The organism is Longispora fulva, assembly GCF_015751905.1.
In the GTDB taxonomy this organism is placed as follows: domain Bacteria; phylum Actinomycetota; class Actinomycetes; order Mycobacteriales; family Micromonosporaceae; genus Longispora; species Longispora fulva.
The window spans coordinates 4,256,474-4,273,715 of the sequence record NZ_JADOUF010000001.1 but is presented as its reverse complement, the minus strand read 5'-3'; the positions used below and the strand labels follow the sequence as shown (position 1 = coordinate 4,273,715).

The 17,242-nt window shown below is 72.1% G+C and carries 18 protein-coding genes; 13 read left to right on the top strand and 5 right to left on the bottom strand.

Annotation, left to right across the window (positions count from 1 at the left end):
* The first annotated feature begins 25 nt into the window (after positions 1 to 25).
* Together IW245_RS18970 and IW245_RS18965 are read left to right on the top strand one after the other, a co-directional pair.
* Positions 26 to 718 carry a hypothetical protein gene (locus IW245_RS18970; RefSeq protein ID WP_231398857.1) on the top strand — a complete coding sequence of 231 codons (693 nt, stop codon included), beginning with the start codon at positions 26 to 28 and terminating at the stop codon, positions 716 to 718.
* A complete protein-coding gene (locus IW245_RS18965) occupies positions 715 to 1,371 on the top strand; it encodes a phosphatase PAP2 family protein (protein ID WP_197004515.1) in 657 nt (218 codons plus the stop codon). The genes IW245_RS18970 and IW245_RS18965 overlap by 4 nt, the downstream gene beginning before the upstream one ends.
* Here IW245_RS18965 and IW245_RS18960 read toward each other — a convergent pair.
* From IW245_RS18960 to IW245_RS18950, 3 genes are read right to left on the bottom strand one after another with little or no spacing between them, the layout of a single operon-like run.
* Entirely contained in the window at positions 1,290 to 1,598 is a 309-nt protein-coding gene (locus tag IW245_RS18960) for an aldo/keto reductase (protein WP_197004514.1), read from the bottom strand. The genes IW245_RS18965 and IW245_RS18960 overlap by 82 nt on opposite strands.
* Positions 1,595 to 1,909, bottom strand: a complete 315-nt coding sequence (locus tag IW245_RS18955; protein WP_197004513.1) for an L-rhamnose mutarotase — start codon at positions 1,907 to 1,909, stop codon at positions 1,595 to 1,597. Before IW245_RS18955 ends, IW245_RS18960 begins: the two co-directional genes overlap by 4 nt.
* Positions 1,909 to 2,619 (bottom strand): FadR/GntR family transcriptional regulator, encoded by a 711-nt coding sequence (locus IW245_RS18950; protein ID WP_233473141.1) that lies wholly within the window; start codon positions 2,617 to 2,619, stop codon positions 1,909 to 1,911. Before IW245_RS18950 ends, IW245_RS18955 begins: the two co-directional genes overlap by 1 nt.
* A gap of 188 nt (positions 2,620 to 2,807) precedes the next feature.
* Here IW245_RS18950 and IW245_RS18945 point away from each other — a divergent pair, with 188 nt between their 5' ends.
* From IW245_RS18945 to IW245_RS18900, 10 genes are read left to right on the top strand one after another with little or no spacing between them, the layout of a single operon-like run.
* Positions 2,808 to 3,644: a fumarylacetoacetate hydrolase family protein gene (locus IW245_RS18945; protein WP_197004512.1), complete on the top strand. Its 837-nt coding sequence runs from the start codon at positions 2,808 to 2,810 to the stop codon at positions 3,642 to 3,644.
* Positions 3,641 to 4,969, top strand: coding sequence for an enolase C-terminal domain-like protein (locus IW245_RS18940; protein ID WP_197004511.1), 1,329 nt, complete (start codon positions 3,641 to 3,643; stop codon positions 4,967 to 4,969). Before IW245_RS18945 ends, IW245_RS18940 begins: the two co-directional genes overlap by 4 nt.
* Positions 4,966 to 5,736, top strand: coding sequence for an SDR family NAD(P)-dependent oxidoreductase (locus tag IW245_RS18935; RefSeq protein WP_197004510.1), 771 nt, complete (start codon positions 4,966 to 4,968; stop codon positions 5,734 to 5,736). The genes IW245_RS18940 and IW245_RS18935 overlap by 4 nt, the downstream gene beginning before the upstream one ends.
* Positions 5,733 to 6,773, top strand: coding sequence for a sugar ABC transporter substrate-binding protein (locus IW245_RS18930; protein ID WP_197004509.1), 1,041 nt, complete (start codon positions 5,733 to 5,735; stop codon positions 6,771 to 6,773). The genes IW245_RS18935 and IW245_RS18930 overlap by 4 nt, the downstream gene beginning before the upstream one ends.
* Positions 6,770 to 8,278: a sugar ABC transporter ATP-binding protein gene (locus tag IW245_RS18925; RefSeq protein WP_197004508.1), complete on the top strand. Its 1,509-nt coding sequence runs from the start codon at positions 6,770 to 6,772 to the stop codon at positions 8,276 to 8,278. Before IW245_RS18930 ends, IW245_RS18925 begins: the two co-directional genes overlap by 4 nt.
* On the top strand, positions 8,275 to 9,261 hold the full coding sequence (locus tag IW245_RS18920; protein WP_197004507.1) for an ABC transporter permease: 987 nt from the start codon (positions 8,275 to 8,277) through the stop codon (positions 9,259 to 9,261). Before IW245_RS18925 ends, IW245_RS18920 begins: the two co-directional genes overlap by 4 nt.
* Positions 9,262 to 9,263: 2 nt before the next feature.
* The gene (locus IW245_RS18915) at positions 9,264 to 10,103 is read left to right on the top strand and encodes an amidohydrolase family protein (RefSeq protein WP_197004506.1); all 840 of its coding nucleotides are present in this window, start codon (positions 9,264 to 9,266) and stop codon (positions 10,101 to 10,103) included.
* Between the two features lies 1 nt (position 10,104).
* Positions 10,105 to 10,812, top strand: a complete 708-nt coding sequence (locus IW245_RS18910; protein WP_197004505.1) for a (Fe-S)-binding protein — start codon at positions 10,105 to 10,107, stop codon at positions 10,810 to 10,812.
* Positions 10,809 to 12,206: a LutB/LldF family L-lactate oxidation iron-sulfur protein gene (locus IW245_RS18905; protein WP_197004504.1), complete on the top strand. Its 1,398-nt coding sequence runs from the start codon at positions 10,809 to 10,811 to the stop codon at positions 12,204 to 12,206. The genes IW245_RS18910 and IW245_RS18905 overlap by 4 nt, the downstream gene beginning before the upstream one ends.
* Positions 12,203 to 12,907: a LutC/YkgG family protein gene (locus tag IW245_RS18900; RefSeq protein ID WP_233473142.1), complete on the top strand. Its 705-nt coding sequence runs from the start codon at positions 12,203 to 12,205 to the stop codon at positions 12,905 to 12,907. Before IW245_RS18905 ends, IW245_RS18900 begins: the two co-directional genes overlap by 4 nt.
* A 32-nt stretch (positions 12,908 to 12,939) precedes the next feature.
* Here IW245_RS18900 and IW245_RS18895 read toward each other — a convergent pair whose 3' ends face one another.
* Positions 12,940 to 13,695, bottom strand: a complete 756-nt coding sequence (locus tag IW245_RS18895; RefSeq protein ID WP_197004503.1) for a class I SAM-dependent methyltransferase — start codon at positions 13,693 to 13,695, stop codon at positions 12,940 to 12,942.
* Positions 13,696 to 13,807: 112 nt separating this feature from the next.
* Between IW245_RS18895 and IW245_RS18890 the strand changes: the two genes are divergently transcribed.
* Positions 13,808 to 15,430 (top strand): L-lactate permease, encoded by a 1,623-nt coding sequence (locus IW245_RS18890; RefSeq protein WP_197004502.1) that lies wholly within the window; start codon positions 13,808 to 13,810, stop codon positions 15,428 to 15,430.
* A 168-nt stretch (positions 15,431 to 15,598) separates the two neighbouring features.
* Here IW245_RS18890 and IW245_RS18885 read toward each other — a convergent pair whose 3' ends face one another.
* Complete coding sequence (locus IW245_RS18885) at positions 15,599 to 17,239, bottom strand: NPCBM/NEW2 domain-containing protein (protein ID WP_197004501.1); 1,641 nt, start codon at positions 17,237 to 17,239, stop codon at positions 15,599 to 15,601.
* Positions 17,240 to 17,242: the final 3 nt, after the last annotated feature.

Here is a 17,242-nt window from a genome sequence, read left to right as displayed (position 1 = left end):
CAGAACCGGGCAGTCGATACAAGACTTGATCTTCGCAAAATACCTGGTCAAACTCCTCGTCATGACCTGGGACCCCTTTGGCACACTCCGTCGCGTCCTCTGGATCGGCGGCGGACAGTGGGCCGGCAAGTCGACCGTGAGCAACATCCTGGCCCACCGGCACGGCCTGTGCGCGTACCACTTCGACTACCCGAACGTCCGCGGTCACGAGGACCGGCTCGCCGCGCGCGGCCTCGCCGACACCCGCACCCCCGACGAGATCTGGGTACGCACCACGCCCGCGCGGATGGCCGCGGAGGTGCTCGCCGGGTTCCCGACCCGGTTCGAGTACACGCTGGACGACCTGCGGGCCCTGGTCTCCGGTCCGCCCGTGCTGGCGGAGGGCTGGGGGCTGCGGCCGGAGCTCGTCGTCCCGATCGTCGCCGACCCCCGACAGATGATCGTCATGGTGCCCACCGAGGACTGGCGCGCGCACCAGCTGGTCCACCTCGACCGGGCTGGCGCGTTCACCCACGACGTGGAGGACCCCGCGCGCGGACAGCGCAACCGGATCGAGCGGGACCGGCTGATCACCGCCGACGCCGTCGACCGGGCCACCGCGCTCGGCATCCGGGTGCTCGAGGTCGACGGCACCCGCGACGCCGAGCGGGTCGCCGACCTGGTTGCCGAGCATTTCGCCCCCTTCCTCCCACCGCTACCAGCGAAGATAGGCGGGTGACCAGGAGCGCGGGACCAGTGGGCTGGCGGGTGCCGACCGCGGTCGTCCTCGCCGTCCTGTTCGTCGCCGTGCTGCTGTGCACCCGGGCCGGCGCCGGTCCCGCGATCCTGGACCGTCCGCTGCTGTCCTTCCTCGCCGAGCGTCGCACCGGCCCCCTGACGGTGCTGATGACCGCGATCACGACCCTGGGCAGCGTGTACTGCCTCGTGCCGCTCGCCGTCCTCGGTGCCCTCGCCCGGAGCCGGCTGGCCCGGTCCTGGTGGCCGGCGGTCGTCGTCCTGCTCGCCGTGGGCGGCACCGCGGTGCTCACGTTCGCGGTCAAGGTCGTCGACGGCCGGGCCCGTCCGCCGGCCGGCGTGGTGGCCGTCGTCGGCGAGGACTTCTCGTTCCCGTCCGGGCACACGTCGAACACTACGGCGACGATCGGTGTGCTCACCTTCCTGGTGTACGGACTGGTCCGCCCCGGCCGGCCCCGCGTCCTCCTCGTCACCGGCGCCGTGCTGGTGATGGCAGCGGTCGGGCTGAGCCGGCTGTACCTGGGCGTGCACTGGTTCACCGACGTGCTCGGGGGTTACCTGCTCGCCGGCGCGTGGCTGCTGCTGGTCACCGAGCTCGCCGACCGGCTCAGCCCCGGGAGGCCGCCGTCACCGTGAGGGCGGGGGGACAGCGCCCGGCCGGCGAGCTGCTCGGAGCGGCCGTACCCGTAGAGCGGGGCGGTGTCGTAGAGGCGCAGGCCACGGTCCCAGGCCCGGTCGACGGTCGCGAGGGCCTGCGCGTCGGGCACGGCGGTGAACAGGCCGCCGATCGGCGCGAGCCCCAGGCCGAGCCGGGTCACCCGCAGGTCGGTCCGCCCGAGCCGGACCCGCTCGCCCGCCGTCACGGCAGCCGCCAGGCCACCGGCAGGCCGGCCGCGCCGCCGTCGGGGGAGTAGTCGTGCACCACGTCGAGGAGTTCGGCCATCCGGGCCTGCCAGGCGATGTTCACCGGCAGCCCGGCCAGTGAACCCAGCAGCAGGTCGTAGTCGGCGCACTCCACGAGGTGGAACAGGTCCAGGCCGGAGCGCCAGATGGTCCACTCCGTCGCACCGGCGGCGCGGATGGCGGCGAGCAGTTCCTGCGGTACCCCCTGATGGGCTTCGAGGTATGCGGCCTCGGCACCGGGCCGCAGCCGGGTGTGCAGCGCGACCCGCATCAGAGCTCGCCCTCGGTGGCGACCTGCCGTCGGACCCACTCCTCGACGGAGGTGATGTGCACGGCGGCGGCCGTGCGGGCGTCCTCCGGGTCGCGGCTGGCCAGAGCCCGGTAGATGTGCTCGTGCTCCTCGAGGGTGCGCGGGATCGCGCCCTCCTCGCGCCGGCCGCGCCAGACCCGGGTGCGCAGGGTGCGGCTGCTCAGCCCGCCGAGGATGGCGGTGAGCACCGGGTTGCCGGCGGCCTCGTTGATGATCCGGTGGAACGTCAGGTCGTGGCCGATGAACTCCTCGGCCGTGTCGACCCGGGCCATCGCTGCCATCTCCTCGCGGAGCCGGGCGAGGTCCACGTCGGTGATCCGGGCGGCGGCGGTGGCCACGGCCGCCGGCTCCAGGATCTTGCGCACCCGGACCAGGTCGAGCAGGGTCGCGCCCTGCGAGATCTCGGCGACCACGCCGAACGCCTCGAGGAGGTCGGACGGGCCGAGCTTGGTCACGTACACCCCGGCGCCGTGTCGGGCCTCCAGGATGCCGAGGACGGTCAGGGCCCGGATCGCCTCGCGCATGGAGCTGCGGGACAGGCCGAGCGCCTCGGCGAGGTCCTTCTCGACGGGCAGCCGCTGGCCCGGCTCCAGCTCACCGCTGGCGATCATCTCCTTGATCCGCGCCAGCGCGCGGTCGGTGACGGTCGTACGCGCCTGGTCCTCGGTCACTCCGGTGCTCCTTCGCTGAGTGGTCTGTTCATCATCCTGCCTCCAGGCAAGTCATCTGACCAGTCGGCCCAATGTAACGAATTTATTACGGGGTATTGCGCTCAGAGGCCTGGTAGGTGCTTTGATGATGCCATCAAGACATCAGATGACTTGCCAAGTGATCGGATTACTCGAAGGAGGCCCTCCCCGTGAAGTTACTCCGCGTGGGACCCACCGGCGCCGAACGCCCCGCGCTGCTCGCCGACGACGGCCGCCTGCTGGACCTCTCCGGTCTCACCAGTGACATCGACGGCGCGTTCCTCGCCGGTGGCGGCCTCGACCGGGTGCGTGCCGCGCACGCGCTGCCGGAGATCACCGGCCCCGTGCGGTACGGGCCGCCGGTCGCCCGCCCCCGCAAGGTGGTCTGCGTCGGCCTGAACTACCGCGACCACGCCGCCGAGAGCGGGGCGGAGATCCCGGACGAACCGGTCGTGTTCATGAAGGCCACCAACACCGTGATCGGACCGGACGACGAGGTGCTCGTCCCGCGCCGCAGCCGCAAGACCGACTACGAGGTCGAGTTGGCGGTCGTGATCGGCGCGACCGCCCGGTACCTCGAACCCGACCAGGCGGCCGGCGTCATCGCCGGGTACGCGATCAGCAACGACGTCTCCGAGCGCGAGTTCCAGCTCGAGCGCGGCGGCACCTGGGACAAGGGCAAGTCCTGCGAGACCTTCAACCCGCTGGGACCGTGGTTCGTCACCGCCGACGAGGTGGGCGACCCGCAGGACCTGGGCCTGCGGCTGTGGGTCGACGGCGAACTCCGCCAGGACGGCCACACGAAAAACATGATCTTCGGGGTGTACGAGATCGTCGCCTACCTGAGCCAGTTCATGGTCCTCGAACCCGGAGACGTGATCAACACGGGGACGCCCGCGGGGGTCGCCCTCGGCCTGGGCGACTCCGCGTACCTCCGCGCCGGAATGACCGTCGAGGTCGAGATCGACCGGCTCGGCCGGCAACGCCAGACTGTGGGGCAGGCATGAGAGTCACTGTGGCCGGTATCGACGTCCGGGACATCCGGTTTCCCACCTCACGGGAACTTCACGGCTCCGACGCGATGAACCCCGACCCCGACTACTCCGCGGCCTACGTGGTGCTGCGCACCGAAGCGGGCGAGGGCCACGGCTTCTGCTTCACGATCGGCCGGGGCAACGAGGTGTGCGCCGCGGCGATCCACGCGCACGCGCCCCTGATCGTGGGTCGCGAGATCGACCTCGACGACCTGGGCGAGTTCTCCCGCCGGCTGACCGGCGACTCGCAGCTGCGCTGGCTGGGCCCGGAGAAGGGCGCCTCGCACATGGCGGTCGCGGCACTCGTCAACGCGGCCTTCGACCTGGCCGCCACGGTCGCAGGCAAGCCGCTGTGGAAACTCCTGTCCGACTACTCCCCGGAGCAGATCGTCGACCTGGTCGACTGGCGCTACCTCACCGACGCGCTCACCCCCGCCGAGGCGCTGGACCTGCTGAAGAGCCGGGCGGCGGGGCGGGCCGACCGCGAGGCCCAGCTGCTGGCCACCGGCTACCCCGCCTACACCACCACCCCCGGCTGGCTCGGCTACACCGACGACAAGCTGGTCCGGCTGGCCCGGGAGGCCGTCGCCGACGGGTTCACCCAGATCAAGCTCAAGGTCGGCGCGGACCTCGACGCCGACCTGCGCCGGATGGCCCTGGCCCGCGACGCCGTCGGCCCCGACATCCGGATCGCCGTCGACGCCAACCAGCGGTGGGACGTCGAGCAGGCCATCGAGTGGGTGGAGCGGCTCGCCCCGTACGACCCGTGGTGGATCGAGGAGCCGACGTCGCCCGACGACATCCTCGGCCACGCCGCGATCCGCCGGGCCGTCGCCCCGGTCAAGGTGGCCACCGGCGAGCACACCCACAACCGGGTGATGTTCAAGCAGCTCCTGCAGGCCGGCGCCGTCGACATGGTCCAGCTCGACGCGTGCCGGGTCGGCGGGGTCACCGAGAACGTGGCGATCCTGCTGCTGGCCGCCAGGTTCGGCGTGCCGGTCTGCCCGCACGCCGGGGGCGTCGGACTGTGCGAGCTGGTCCAGCACCTGTCCATGTTCGACTACGTGGCCGTGTCGGGCAGCGTCGAGAACCGGGTGATCGAGTACGTCGACCACCTGCACGAGCACTTCGCCGACCCGGTCCGCATCGTTGACGGGCACTACGTGGCCCCGACCGCCCCCGGCATGTCCGCGAGGATGCTCCCGGAGTCCCTGGCCGCGTACTCGTATCCCGACGGGGCGGCGTGGCGGACCGGCGCGGCCGACGGCTTCGCGCCCGGCGACGAGGTGGCGCGATGAACGACTTCGCGGGCCTGTCCGCCCTGGTCACCGGCGGCGCCTCCGGCATCGGCCTCGCCACGGCGCTGCTGCTCGCTGAGCGGGGCGCGAAGGTCGCCTCCCTGGACCTGAGCACCGACGTGCCGGCCCCGCTCCTCGGGCTGCGCGCCGACGTCGCCGACGACGCCTCCGTCCGGGCGGCGGTGGCCGCCGCCGCCGAGGCGTTCGGCGGGCTGGACATCGTCGTCAACAACGCCGGCATCGGCGCCCAGGGCACCGTCGAGGACAACCCCGACGCCGAATGGGCCCGGGTGTTCGACGTCAACGTGGTCGGCATGGTCCGGGTCGCCCGGGCGGCGTTGCCGCACCTGCGGGCCTCCGCGCACGCCGCGATCGTCAACACCTGCTCGATCGCGGCCACCGCCGGCCTGCCGAACCGCGCGCTGTACTCGGCCACCAAGGGCGCGGTCCTCTCCCTCACCCTGGCGATGGCCGCCGACCATGTCCGCGAGGGCATCCGGGTCACGTGCGTGAACCCGGGCACGGCGGCCACCCCCTGGGTCGAACGACTGCTCGCCGCCGCGGCTGACCCCGCTGCGGAACGAGCGGCGCTGGCCGCCCGCCAACCCAGCGGACGGCTCGTCACCGCCGAGGAGGTCGCGCACGCGATCGCCTACCTGGCCAGCCCGGCCGCCTCCGCCGCGACGGGGACATCCCTCGCCGTCGACGGCGGGATGGCCGGGTTACGGATCCGCCCCACCCCGCCCCCCGAAGGAGCACGATCATGAAACGCATCGCGACAGCGGTACTCGCCGCCGTGGCCCTCGTCGTCACCGGCTGCGGCACCTCCACCGACAAGGCCGGCTCCGGCGGCTCCGTCGTCGGCGTCGACTACCCGCGCTCGGACTCCGACTTCTGGAACTCCTACATCAAGTACGCGCCGGAGCAGGCCAAGGCCCTCGGGCTGGACCTGAAGACGTCCAACTCCGAGAACGACGTCGCCAAGCTCGCCGCGAACATCCAGGCGCTGATCAGCCAGGGCGTCAAGGGCGTCGTGATGGCCCCGCAGGACACCGCCGCCATCGCCCCGACCCTCGACCAGCTCAAGGCGAAGAAGATCCCGGTCGTCACGGTGGACACCCGGCCCGACGTGGGCGACGTGTTCATGGTCGTCCGCGCCGACAACCGCGCGTACGGCACCAAGGCCTGCCAGTTCCTCGGCAAGAAGCTCGAGGGCAAGGGCAAGGTCGCGATGCTGCAGGGCGACCTCGCGTCGATCAACGGCCGGGACCGCACCGAGGCGTTCAATGACTGCATGAAGAAGGACTTCCCGAACGTGCAGGTCATCGGCCTGGCCACGGACTGGAAGGGTGACGTCGCGGCGAACAAGCTCCAGACCACGATCGCGGCCAACCCCGACCTCAAGGGCATCTACATGCAGGCCGGCGGGGTGTTCCTCAACCCGACGATCCAGGTGCTCAAGCAGAAGGGCATGCTCGTCCCGCCGAGCGACCCGAAGCACGTGTTCATCGTGTCCAACGACGGCATCCCGCAGGAGCTCAAGGCCATCGCCGACGGCGACATCGACGCCACGGTCTCCCAGCCGGCCGACCTGTACGCCAAGTGGGCCCTGTTCTACGTCAAGGCCGCCATCGACGGCAAGACGTTCCAGCTGGGCGCGACCGACCACGACTCCACGATCGTCGGGGTCCGGCCGGGCCTGATGGAGGACCAGCTCCCCGCCCCGTTGGTCACCAAGGACGGGTCGTTCCCGGGCTCGAAGAAGTCCGACGACCCCGCACTCTGGGGGAACCAGATCAAGTGACGAACTCCAGCCCTCCGGTCGTCGAGGCCCAGGCGGTGTCGAAGCGCTACGGCGTCACCGTCGCCCTGCACGACGTGTCCCTCCGGGTCGAACCGGGGGAGATCCACGCCCTGGTCGGCCGCAACGGCGCCGGCAAGTCCACCCTGGTGTCGCTGCTCACCGGGCTCCAGGCCCCGGACACCGGATCGGTGTCCTTCGGGGGGACGCCGGCCCCGCCGATCGGCGACCGGGAGGGCTGGCGTTCCCACGTCGCCTGCGTGTACCAGAAGTCCACCATCATCGGGTCGCTGTCGGTGGCGGAGAACGTGTTCCTCAACCGGCAGGCGCACACCCGCGCCGGGCTGATCGGCTGGGGGAGCGTCCGCCGCCAGGCACGCGAGCTGCTGGAGACCTGGGACGTGCACGTCGACGTCCGGGTACCGGCGGCCGAGCTGCCCGTCGAGCAGCGCCAGCTCGTCGAGATCGCCCGGGCGCTGTCCTACGGCTCCCGGTTCATCATCCTCGACGAGCCGACCGCCCAGCTCGACGGCCAGGCCATCGCGGGCCTGTTCGACCGGATGACCGCGCTGAAGGCGCAGGGTGTCACATTCCTGTTCATCAGCCACCACCTGGAGGAGGTCTACCAGGTGTGCGACGCGGTGACCGTGCTCCGCGACGCCGGGCACATCCTCACCGCCCCGGTGGCCGACCTGCCGAAGCCGGAACTCGTCGCCGCCATGACGGGCGAGGCGACCGGCCTGATCGTCGGGGTGGGCGACCGGCCCGCCCCGGCGGCGGGGGCGGTGCCGGCTCTTCGGATCGTCGACCTGTCCGTGGCCGGCTCCTTCACCGGACTGTCGCTGTCCGTCGCACCCGGCGAGGTCGTCGGGCTGGCCGGTTCGGGCGGCTCCGGCAAGATGGCCGCCGCCGAGACCGTCGTCGGGCTGCGCACCGCCAGCACCGGCACCGTCGAGGTGGGCGGGCGACGCCTGAAGCCGGGCAGCGTGCCCGACGCGCTCGCCGCCGGGGTGGGCTTCGTGCCCCAGGACCGCCACCACGAGGGCCTGGTCCCGGGGCTGTCCATCGCCGAGAACGCCACGATGACCGTGCCCGGCAAGCTCGGTCGGTTCGGCTTCCTCAGCGCGGCCCGGCGTGCGGACCTCGGGGAGCGGGCCATCCGCGACCTGGGCATCAAGGCCGCCGGCCCCGAACAGCCCGTCGAGGACCTGTCCGGCGGCAACCAGCAGAAGGTCGTGATGGCCCGCGCGCTGGCCAACGACCCCGCGGCCCTCGTCCTGCTGCAACCCACGGCGGGGGTCGACGTCAAGGCCAAGGAGACCCTGCTCGCCGCGGCCACCGAGGCCGCGGCCCGCGGCGCGGGGGTGCTCATCGTCTCCGACGACCTCGACGACCTGCGCCCCGCCGACCGGGTCCTCGTGCTCTACAAGGGAACCGTCGTGGACGAGATGCCCCGGGGCTGGCACGACCACGCACTGATCGCCGCCATGGAAGGTGTTTCGTCATGACTGCTGTTTCGGCGACCGGAGGGCTCCGGCTGGCCCGGCTCCGCGACCTGGCCCTGGTGCCGGCGATCATCGTGATCGCGGTCGTCGGGTACCTGATCAATCCGGTCTTCCTGCACTGGGACAACCTGGTCAACGTGCTCCAGCAGCAGTCGGAGATCTCGCTGCTGGTGCTCGCCCAGGCCCTGGTGCTGATCGCCGGCAAGATGGACCTGTCGCTGGAGTCCACGTTCGGGCTCGCGCCCGGGGTGGCGGCCTGGCTGGTGCTCGCGCCCGGCGTCACCCACGGCCTCGGCGTGTTGCCCGGTGGGCTGGCCGTGCCGGTCACCCTCGCGGTCGGGGCGCTGATCGGGCTGGTCAATGGCCTGTTGATCGTGAAATTCCAGCTCAACGGGTTCATCGTCACGCTCGGCATGCTGATCGTGCTGCGTGGCCTGCTCACCGGGATCAGCGGCGGGAAGACGTTCTTCAACCTGCCGCAGTCGTTCCTGTACCTGGGCAACGCCGTCTGGCTGGGCCTGCCGGCCTCGATCTGGATCTGCGTCGCGCTGTTCGCCGCGTTCATCGTGATCGCCGGCTTCACCCGGTTCGGCCGGTCGCTGTACGCCATCGGCGGCAACCCCGACGCGGCCCGCGCCGCCGGCATCCGGGTCGACCGGGTGCTGTGGACGGTCCTCATCATCGCGGGGGTCCTGGCCGCGCTCGGCGGGCTGCTGCTCACCGGCCGGCTGGCGTCGGTCGCCGCCGCCCAGGGCCAGGGCGCGATCTTCACGGTGTTCGCCGCGGCCGTGATCGGCGGGGTCAGCCTCAACGGCGGCAAGGGCACCATCTTCGGCGCGTTCACGGGCATCCTGCTGCTGTACCTGGTGCAGAATGTGCTCACCCTCGCCGGCGTGCCCGCGCAGTGGATCGGCGCGCTCAACGGGGCGATCATCCTCGTGGCGCTGATGCTCGCCCGCGTCACCTCCGGTCGGAAGCAGGAGTGACGATGGGTCGGATCGACGCGCACCACCACCTGTGGGACGTCGCCACGCGCGCCTACCCGTGGATGGACGGCCCGTGGGCCGACCCGCTGCGGGGCAGGTTCGACCCGGACCGGCTCGCGCCGCTGGCCGCCGCCGCCGGGGTGGAGTCCACCATCGTGGTGCAGGCCGTCTCCGACCTGGCCGAGACCCGCGAACTGCTCGCCACGGCCGCCGACCACCCGCTGATCGCCGGGGTGGTCGGCTGGCTGGACCTGACCGGCGACGTCCCCGGCCAGGTCGCCGACCTGCGGGCCGGGCCGGGCGGCGCGGCGCTGGTCGGGATCCGGCACCAGGCCCAGGACGAGTCCGATCCCCGCTGGCTGGTGCGGGACGACGTGCTCGCCGGCCTGCGGGCCCTCGACGGGCTCGCGTACGACCTGCTGGTCACGCCGACCCAGCTGCCGGCCGCCGCCGAGGTGGCCGCCCTGCTCCCCGAGGTGACCTTCGTGCTCGACCATGTCGCCAAGCCGTCGATCGCGTCCGGAGCGTGGCAGCCGTGGGCCGACCGGCTCGCCGCGCTGGCCGCGTCGCCCAACGTCACCTGCAAGCTGTCCGGGCTGGTCACCGAGGCCGCGTGGGCCGGTTGGAAACCCGGGGACATCTTCCGGTACGTCGACCACGCCCTCGACCTGTTCGGCCCCGACCGGTTGATGTTCGGCTCGGACTGGCCCGTGTGCACCCTGGCTGCGACGTACCCCCAGGTGGTCGGTCTGACGGAGACGGCGCTCGCCGGACTCTCCGACGACGAGCGGCGGCTGGTCTTCGCCCGCACCGCCCGCCGGGTCTACCTGGGAGGCCGGTGACATGCGGATCGCCCTGTTCGTGACCTGCGTCAACGACACCCTGTTCCCCGGAACCGGCAAGGCCGTCGTGCGCCTGCTGCGCCGGCTCGGCCACACCGTGGACTTCCCGCTCCAGCAGACCTGCTGCGGCCAGATGCACCACAACACCGGCTACAAGGCGCTGCCGATGGTGGGCCCGTTCCTGGACACCTTCGAGGGGTACGACGCCGTCGTCGTCCCGTCGGCCTCCTGCGCCGCGATGGTCCGCGAGGTGTACCCGAGACTGGCCGCCGGGGATCCGGCGCTGGCCGCCCGGGTCGCGGCGCTGCGCGTGCACGAACTCTCCGAGCTGCTGGTCGACGTCCTCGGCGTCACCGACGTCGGCGCGTACTTCCCGCACACGGTCACCTACCACCCCACCTGCCACTCCCTGCGCGGCCTACGGGTCGGTTCCCGGCCGACCGACCTGCTGCGCGCGGTCCGCGGCCTCACACTCGTCGACCTTCCCGCCGCCGACGAGTGCTGCGGCTTCGGCGGCACCTTCGCGGTGAAGAACCCGGCGGTGTCCGCGGCGATGTGCGCGGACAAGATCGGGCACGTGCTCAACACCGGGGCCGAGGTGCTGTGCGCCGCCGACAACTCCTGCCTGATGCACCTCGGCGGTTCCCTGACCCGGCAGCGAACCGGGGTCCGGGTCCTGCACCTGGCCGAGATCCTGGCGGCGACATGAGAACGTATCTGGGCTTCCCGCAGGCTGCCGCCGTGTCCACCATGGACTCCCAGTTGCGGGCCAACCTGCGCAACGCGACGCACACCATCCGGGACAAGCGGGCCGCTGCGATCGGGGAACTGCCCGACTGGCCCGGGCTGCGCGCGCACGCCAAGGCCGTCAAGGACCACACGCTGCGCAACCTGGAGTCCTACCTCGAACAGTTCGAGGCGGCCGTCGTCGCCGCCGGGGGACAGGTGCACTGGGCCAGGGACGCCGCCGAGGCCAACCGGATCGTGATCGACCTGGTCCGCGAGGCTGAGGCCTCCGAGGTCGTCAAGGTGAAGTCGATGGCCACCCAGGAGATCGGGCTCAACGAGGCCCTCGAGGCCGCCGGGATCGCCGCGCACGAGACCGACCTCGCCGAACTCATCGTCCAGCTCGGCGGGGACACCCCCTCGCACATCCTGGTACCCGCCATCCACCGCAACCGGGCCGAGATCCGGGAGATCTTCCGCGACCGGATGCCCGACGCGCCCGCCGACCTGACCGACGAGCCGGCCGTCCTCGCCGCCGCCGCCCGGACCCACCTGCGCGAACGGTTCCTCGCCGCGAAGGTCGCCGTGTCCGGGGCCAACTTCGCCGTCGCCGAGACCGGCACCCTCGTCGTCGTGGAGTCCGAGGGCAACGGGCGGATGTGCCTGACCCTGCCGGAGATCCTGATCAGCATCGTGGGCATCGAGAAGCTCGTGCCCACGTTCGCGGACCTCGACGTGTTCCTCCAGCTCCTGCCGAGAAGCTCGACCGGGGAGCGGATGAACCCCTACACGTCGATGTGGACCGGGGTCACGCCCGGCGACGGGCCGACCAGTGTGCACGTGGTCCTCGTCGACAACGGCCGCACCCGGGTCCTCGCCGACGACGTCGGCCGCCAGGCGCTGCGGTGCATCCGCTGTTCCGCCTGCCTCAACGTCTGCCCGGTGTACGAACGCGCCGGCGGCCACGCCTACGGCTCCGTCTACCCGGGCCCGATCGGCGCGATCCTCACCCCGCAGCTGCGCGGGGTCGGTTCGGCGCTCGACACGTCGCTGCCCTACGCCTCGACCCTGTGCGGGGCCTGCTACGACGTGTGCCCGGTCGCGATCGACATCCCCGAGGTGCTGGTGCACCTGCGCGCCCGGGTCGCCTCGGGCCCCGGTCACCTCGGGGAGAAGGCCGCGATGGGCGTCGCCGGCTGGGTGCTGAGGTCCCCGCGCCGGCTGGGTTGGGCGCAACGCTGGGCGGTACGGACCCGCCGCTTCGCGCCGAAACGGTTGCCCGGCGCGTTCGGCGGCTGGACGGACACCCGGGACCTGCCGAGGGTGCCGGAGCAGTCGTTCCGGGACTGGTGGCGTTCGGAAGGGGAGAAGGGGTGAGCGTGACGAGCGCCCGGGAGGAGATCATGGGCCGGGTCCGCGCGGCCCTCGCCGACGCACCGGACCTGCCCCGCCCCCAAGCGGCCTCCGCCGAGGTGCCCCGCCCGGGCCAGCTCGCGACGCCGGCCGGGAAGCCAGGCCACACGGGCCCCGGCGACCTGGCCGGGCGGGACCCGGCGGACGCCGGCCCCCGCTCCCTGGTGGAGCTGTTGGCCGAGCGGGTCCGTGACTACCGTGCCGTCGTGCACGTCGTCGCCCCCGCCGAGGTCCCCGCGACCATCGCGGCCGCCGTGCGACGCCAGGGCGCCCGCGCGATGGTCGCCCCCGAGGGCGTGCCCGCCGACTGGCTGACTCCCGGCGTCGACTGGCACCGGGACGCGCCGGCGCTGTCGGCCCGCGATCTCGACCACGTCGACGGGGTACTGACCACCTCAGCCCTGGCCATCGCCGTCACCGGCACGATCGTGCTCGACGGGTCGGCAGGCCAGGGTCGGCGCGCCGTGACCCTGGTGCCCGACTACCACCTGTGCGTCGTGAGGACCGTCGTGCCCGGGGTCGCCGACGCGCTCGCCCTCCTCGCCGCTGACCGGCCCCTGACCTGGATCAGCGGCCCGTCGGCGACCAGCGACATCGAACTCGACCGGGTCGAGGGCGTGCACGGCCCGCGCACCCTGGAGGTCGTCATCGCCGTGGACGGTTGACCCGCCCCGCGCCGGGTCGGCCCCCGCGCCGGCTACCGGGCCGGTCGGCGGGCCTCGATCAGGAACCGGGTCGAGTGCGCCACGAACGGCCCCTCCGCCTCGATTCGGGCGTGCAACGCCGCCAACGACGACCGGTAGGCGTCCACCGTGAACCCGGGCACGATCCAGATCACCTTCCGCAGGAACACCACCACGGCGGCGACGTCGCCGAACTCCATCCGCAGCGAAGCCTCCCGAAGGTCCACCACCTCCAGCCCGGCCGCCTCGGCCGCAGCCACCGCCCGGCCGGGACTGCGCCCCTGACCGACCGGCTGCGGCCCCATCACGGCGTCCGTGAGCTCCCGGACGGAGCCGACCCCCACCTGCTGGGACAGGTACGTGCCACCTGGGCGCAGCACCCGGCCGATCTCGTCCCAGCGGGTGGTCACCGGGTGCCGGCTGACCACCAGATCGAACGACTCCGCGGCGAAGGGCAGTTCCCCGCCGTCGGCCGCCGCGACCACGGTCGCGCCCAGCGGGGCGAGGGTCCGGCGCGCCACGGCCAGGTTGGGCGGCCAGGACTCGGTGGCCACCAGTACCCCCGGAGCGGTCCTGATGGTCGCCAGCACCTCGCCGCCGCCGGTCTGGAGGTCGAGCGCGACGGCGGCCGTGGCCATCCGCTCCCCGACCATGCGCGCGTAGCCCCACGGCGGGCGCTCCTCGGTGGCCCGGCCGGCGAACCAGGAGAAGTCCCACCCCTCGACGGGCACGGCGGCGCCTTCGGCGAGCAGCGACTCGAATGTGGTCATCCGTCCATTCTGCGGTGACCGGGAAGCGTATTTTGCCGTCCCACGGAAACGGCCACTGACCTGGGGACACGGCTGCGGTAGACCTGGGGATCCCACGACCCCGGAGGACGCCGTGTACACCCAGAACCCGAACCCGACGGGGTCGCTCGCCCTGTCGGCGCTCCTGGCATCACTGCCCCTGTTCGCGCTGCTCCTGCTGCTCGGCGGGCTACGGTGGAAGGCGCAATGGGCCGGCCTGGCCGCGCTCGCCGTGGCGCTCGGCGTCGCGGTGTTCGGCTACGGCATGTCCCTCGGCCAGGCCCTCGACTCCGGGCTGCTCGGCATGGCCGCCAGCGTCCTGCAGATCCTGTGGATCACGTTCAACGCGATCTGGATCTACACGATGACCGTCGCGACCGGCCACTTCGCGGTACTCCGTCGCGCCTTCGCCACCGTCAGCGACGACCAGCGGGTCCAGGCCATCGTGATCGCGTTCTCGTTCGGCGCGCTGGTCGAGGCCCTGGCCGGCGGCGGCTCCCCGGTCGCGATCTGCACCGTGATGCTGGTCGCGATCGGCTTCCACCCGATGAAGGCGATCGTGCTGGCCCTGGTGGCCGACACCGCCCCGGTGGCGTTCGGCGGCCTGGGCAACCCGATCACGATCCTGGGCGCGCAGACCGGCCTGAGCGCGGAGACCTTCGGCGCGATGGCCGGCCGACAGACGGCGTTCCTGGCGTTCGTGATCCCGTTCGTGCTGCTCCTGGTCGCCGACGGCCGCAGGGGACTGCGCAGGGCGTGGCCTGCGGCGTTGACGGCCGGGTTGTCGTTCGCGGTGACCCAGTTCGTGGTGTCGGCGTGGTCGTACAAGCTGTGTGACATCGCCGCGGCGTTGGTGTCGGCGGCGGCCGTGGTGGTGCTGGGTCGGGTGTGGAAGCCCAGCGAGCGCCTCGCCCAAGCACCCGGGTCCGACCGCGCTGCGGCACCCGGGTCCGACCGCGCTGCGGCCTCCGGGGACTCCCGCCTCGACGTGGCCCGAGCGTTCGCCCCGTACGCCATCATCATCGCCGTCTTCGCCCTGGCCCAGATCGACGCGGTCAAGGGGTGGCTGGACGGCCCGACCCGCAGGTTCGCCTGGCCGGGCCTGCACGTGCTGACCCCGGCAGGCAAGCCGGTCGGCCTGGCCACCTACACCCTGAACTGGTTCGGCGCGACCGGCACCCTGCTGTTCGTCTCCGGGCTGCTCACGATGCTGGTCCTGGCCGTGCGGCCCCTCGACGGCCTGCGCGCGTACGGCCGCACGCTGCGCCAGTTCAACTATGCGATCGTCACCATTCTCTGCGTCTTCGCGCTCGCCTACGTGATGAACCTGTCCGGCCAGATCACCACCCTGGGCCTGTTCCTCGCCGGGGCCGGCGCGTTCTTCGCGTTCCTGTCGCCGATCGTCGGCTGGTTCGGGGTCGCGATCACCGGCACCGACGCCGGCTCCAACGCGCTGTTCGCGAAACTGCAGACCACGGCGGCCGCGAAGATCGGGGAGTCCCCGATCCTGCTGGGCGCCGCGAACAGCTCGGGCGGGGTGCTCGCGAAGATGGTCTCCCCGCAGAACCTGGCGATCGGCACTGCCGCCGCAGGGCTGGTTGGGCAGGAGGGCACCCTGTTCCGCAAGGTGGCCCCGTGGAGCGTGGCCCTGCTGCTGTTCCTGTGCGCCCTGGTCTTCCTCCAGTCGACCCCGGTCCTCGGCTGGCTGATCCCCTGAAAGATCAAGATCCCCAGACGGTTACGTCGACACCTGCCCCGATCCTGTCGGCCGCCCCGCCGGCCCGATCCGCCCAGGCCACGCGTGTCGGTGGCCGGTACGCGGGAAGAAGCGCGGAGGGCCCCGCCTCCCCGGAGTCCGGGGCCCTCCGCGCGTCCGTGGGGCGGCTCAGGCGCAGGTCACCTTCGCGTCCGCCCAGTCGGCGTGGTCGGAGTTCACCCCGTCCCCGCCGTCGGTGACGACCAGTCGCAGCGTCGTACCCCCGGAAATGTCCCCGACCAGGTGCAGCGCCCCCTGCGATGCCGTCCGGACGCCGCTGTCGGCGATCTTCGTGCCGTCCCGCCAGAGCTGGAACACCACGCTGCCGAGGGTCTTCTCGTCGTCGACGCCCACCTCGGCCGTCACGGTCGTGCACCGGCCGCCCAGGTGGAAACTGATGTCGCTGGCCGCGTGCGTGCCCAGGCCGTGGGCGTAACCGACGCCTCCGATGGTCAGCGGCTTCCCGTCGCCGGCGGCCTTCTCCCCGTTGCTGCGGTCCTTCTCCACCGGTCCCCAGCCGTTGACCGCCGACGTCCACGACAGCGCCGACAGCTGCGACGTGCCGGCCGGCGGCGGCGTGAGCTGGCCTTTCGACACCCGGTAGAGCACCGTGCCGTGCGAGGGCACGGTGGCGCTGATCGTCCCGGTCGTGCCGCGCGAGGCCTTCGACCACAGGTCCTTCAGCGTGTACGACGATGCCCCGCCCAGCCCCACCGCCGCGGCCGTGGTGCTCACGGTGGCGCTGGCCCCGGTCTCGTTGAGCAGGGCCACGGCGCGGTCCCCGTTCGCGAGGGGCTTGCTGTAGACGACGAGGCCGGCCGAGGAACTGACGACCGTGGCCTGGGCGCCGAGGACGTCCTGGTCGACGGCGATCACGTCGGTGTTGGTGAGGATGGCCAGTGTCGCGGCGGAGGCGGTGCGGATGTCGGAGCCGATCAGCAGAGGAGCGGCCATCACGGCCCACAGGCTGAAGTGGGTCCGGTACTCGGTGTCCGTCATCCCCCCGTTCCCCACCTCCAGCATGTCCGGATCGTTCCAGTGCCCGGGCCCGGCGTACCGCGCCAGGTCGTCGTTGGCGTGCGCCTTGCCGATCATGCTCGACCAGGTGTCCGAGATGTCGCCCGTGGTGCGCCACAGGTTGCCGACCGGTTCGCCCCACGTCCACACCTTCGGGTCGGAGCGCCCCCACTCGCAGATGCTGTACGCGATCGGCCGGCCGGTGGCCTGCAACGCGTCCCGCATCCGCTTGTACCGGACCTGCGCGTCGACCCCCTGGTTGTTGCAGTTGTCGTACTTGAGGTAGTCCACGCCCCACGAGGCGAACAGGTTCGCGTCCTGCTGCTCGTGGTCGAGTCCGCCGGGGAAGCCGTCCGCCCCGTTGCAGGTCTTCGTGCCGGCGCTGGTGTAGAGCCCGAACTTGAGGCCCTTGGCGTGCACGTAGTCGGCGACGGCCTTGATCCCGTGCGGGAACCGGGTGTGCTGCGGGACGAGGTTGCCGGCCGCGTCGCGGGTCTTCTCCGCCCAGCAGTCGTCGATGTTCACGTACCGGTACCCGGCGTCCCGCAGTCCGGCCGAGACGAACGTGTCGGCGACCCCCTTGACCATCGCCTCGTTGAACGTCGCCGTGCAGTGGGTCGTGTTCCAGTTGTTGAACCCCATCGGCGGCGTGCGGGCCAGGCCGTTCTCGAGCGCGGCCGCCGGCTGGGCTGGCACCGCGATCCCGGCCGCCGCCACGAGGGCAGCAGCGAGCCACATCGGAACTCTTCGCATCGG

What these genes read in the sequence shown, in the direction of transcription:
- IW245_RS18920 (WP_197004507.1), top strand. Translation starts at nt 8,275, where the DNA reads ATGACTGCTGTTTCGGCGACCGGAGGGCTCCGGCTGGCCCGGCTCCGC.
- IW245_RS18915 (WP_197004506.1), top strand. Translation starts at nt 9,264, where the DNA reads ATGGGTCGGATCGACGCGCACCACCACCTGTGGGACGTCGCCACGCGC.
- IW245_RS18940 (WP_197004511.1), top strand. Translation starts at nt 3,641, where the DNA reads ATGAGAGTCACTGTGGCCGGTATCGACGTCCGGGACATCCGGTTTCCC.
- IW245_RS18955 (WP_197004513.1), bottom strand. Translation starts at nt 1,909, where the DNA reads ATGCGGGTCGCGCTGCACACCCGGCTGCGGCCCGGTGCCGAGGCCGCA.
- IW245_RS18910 (WP_197004505.1), top strand. Translation starts at nt 10,105, where the DNA reads ATGCGGATCGCCCTGTTCGTGACCTGCGTCAACGACACCCTGTTCCCC.
- IW245_RS18895 (WP_197004503.1), bottom strand. Translation starts at nt 13,695, where the DNA reads ATGACCACATTCGAGTCGCTGCTCGCCGAAGGCGCCGCCGTGCCCGTC.
- IW245_RS18905 (WP_197004504.1), top strand. Translation starts at nt 10,809, where the DNA reads ATGAGAACGTATCTGGGCTTCCCGCAGGCTGCCGCCGTGTCCACCATG.
- IW245_RS18935 (WP_197004510.1), top strand. Translation starts at nt 4,966, where the DNA reads ATGAACGACTTCGCGGGCCTGTCCGCCCTGGTCACCGGCGGCGCCTCC.
- IW245_RS18930 (WP_197004509.1), top strand. Translation starts at nt 5,733, where the DNA reads ATGAAACGCATCGCGACAGCGGTACTCGCCGCCGTGGCCCTCGTCGTC.
- IW245_RS18885 (WP_197004501.1), bottom strand. Translation starts at nt 17,239, where the DNA reads ATGCGAAGAGTTCCGATGTGGCTCGCTGCTGCCCTCGTGGCGGCGGCC.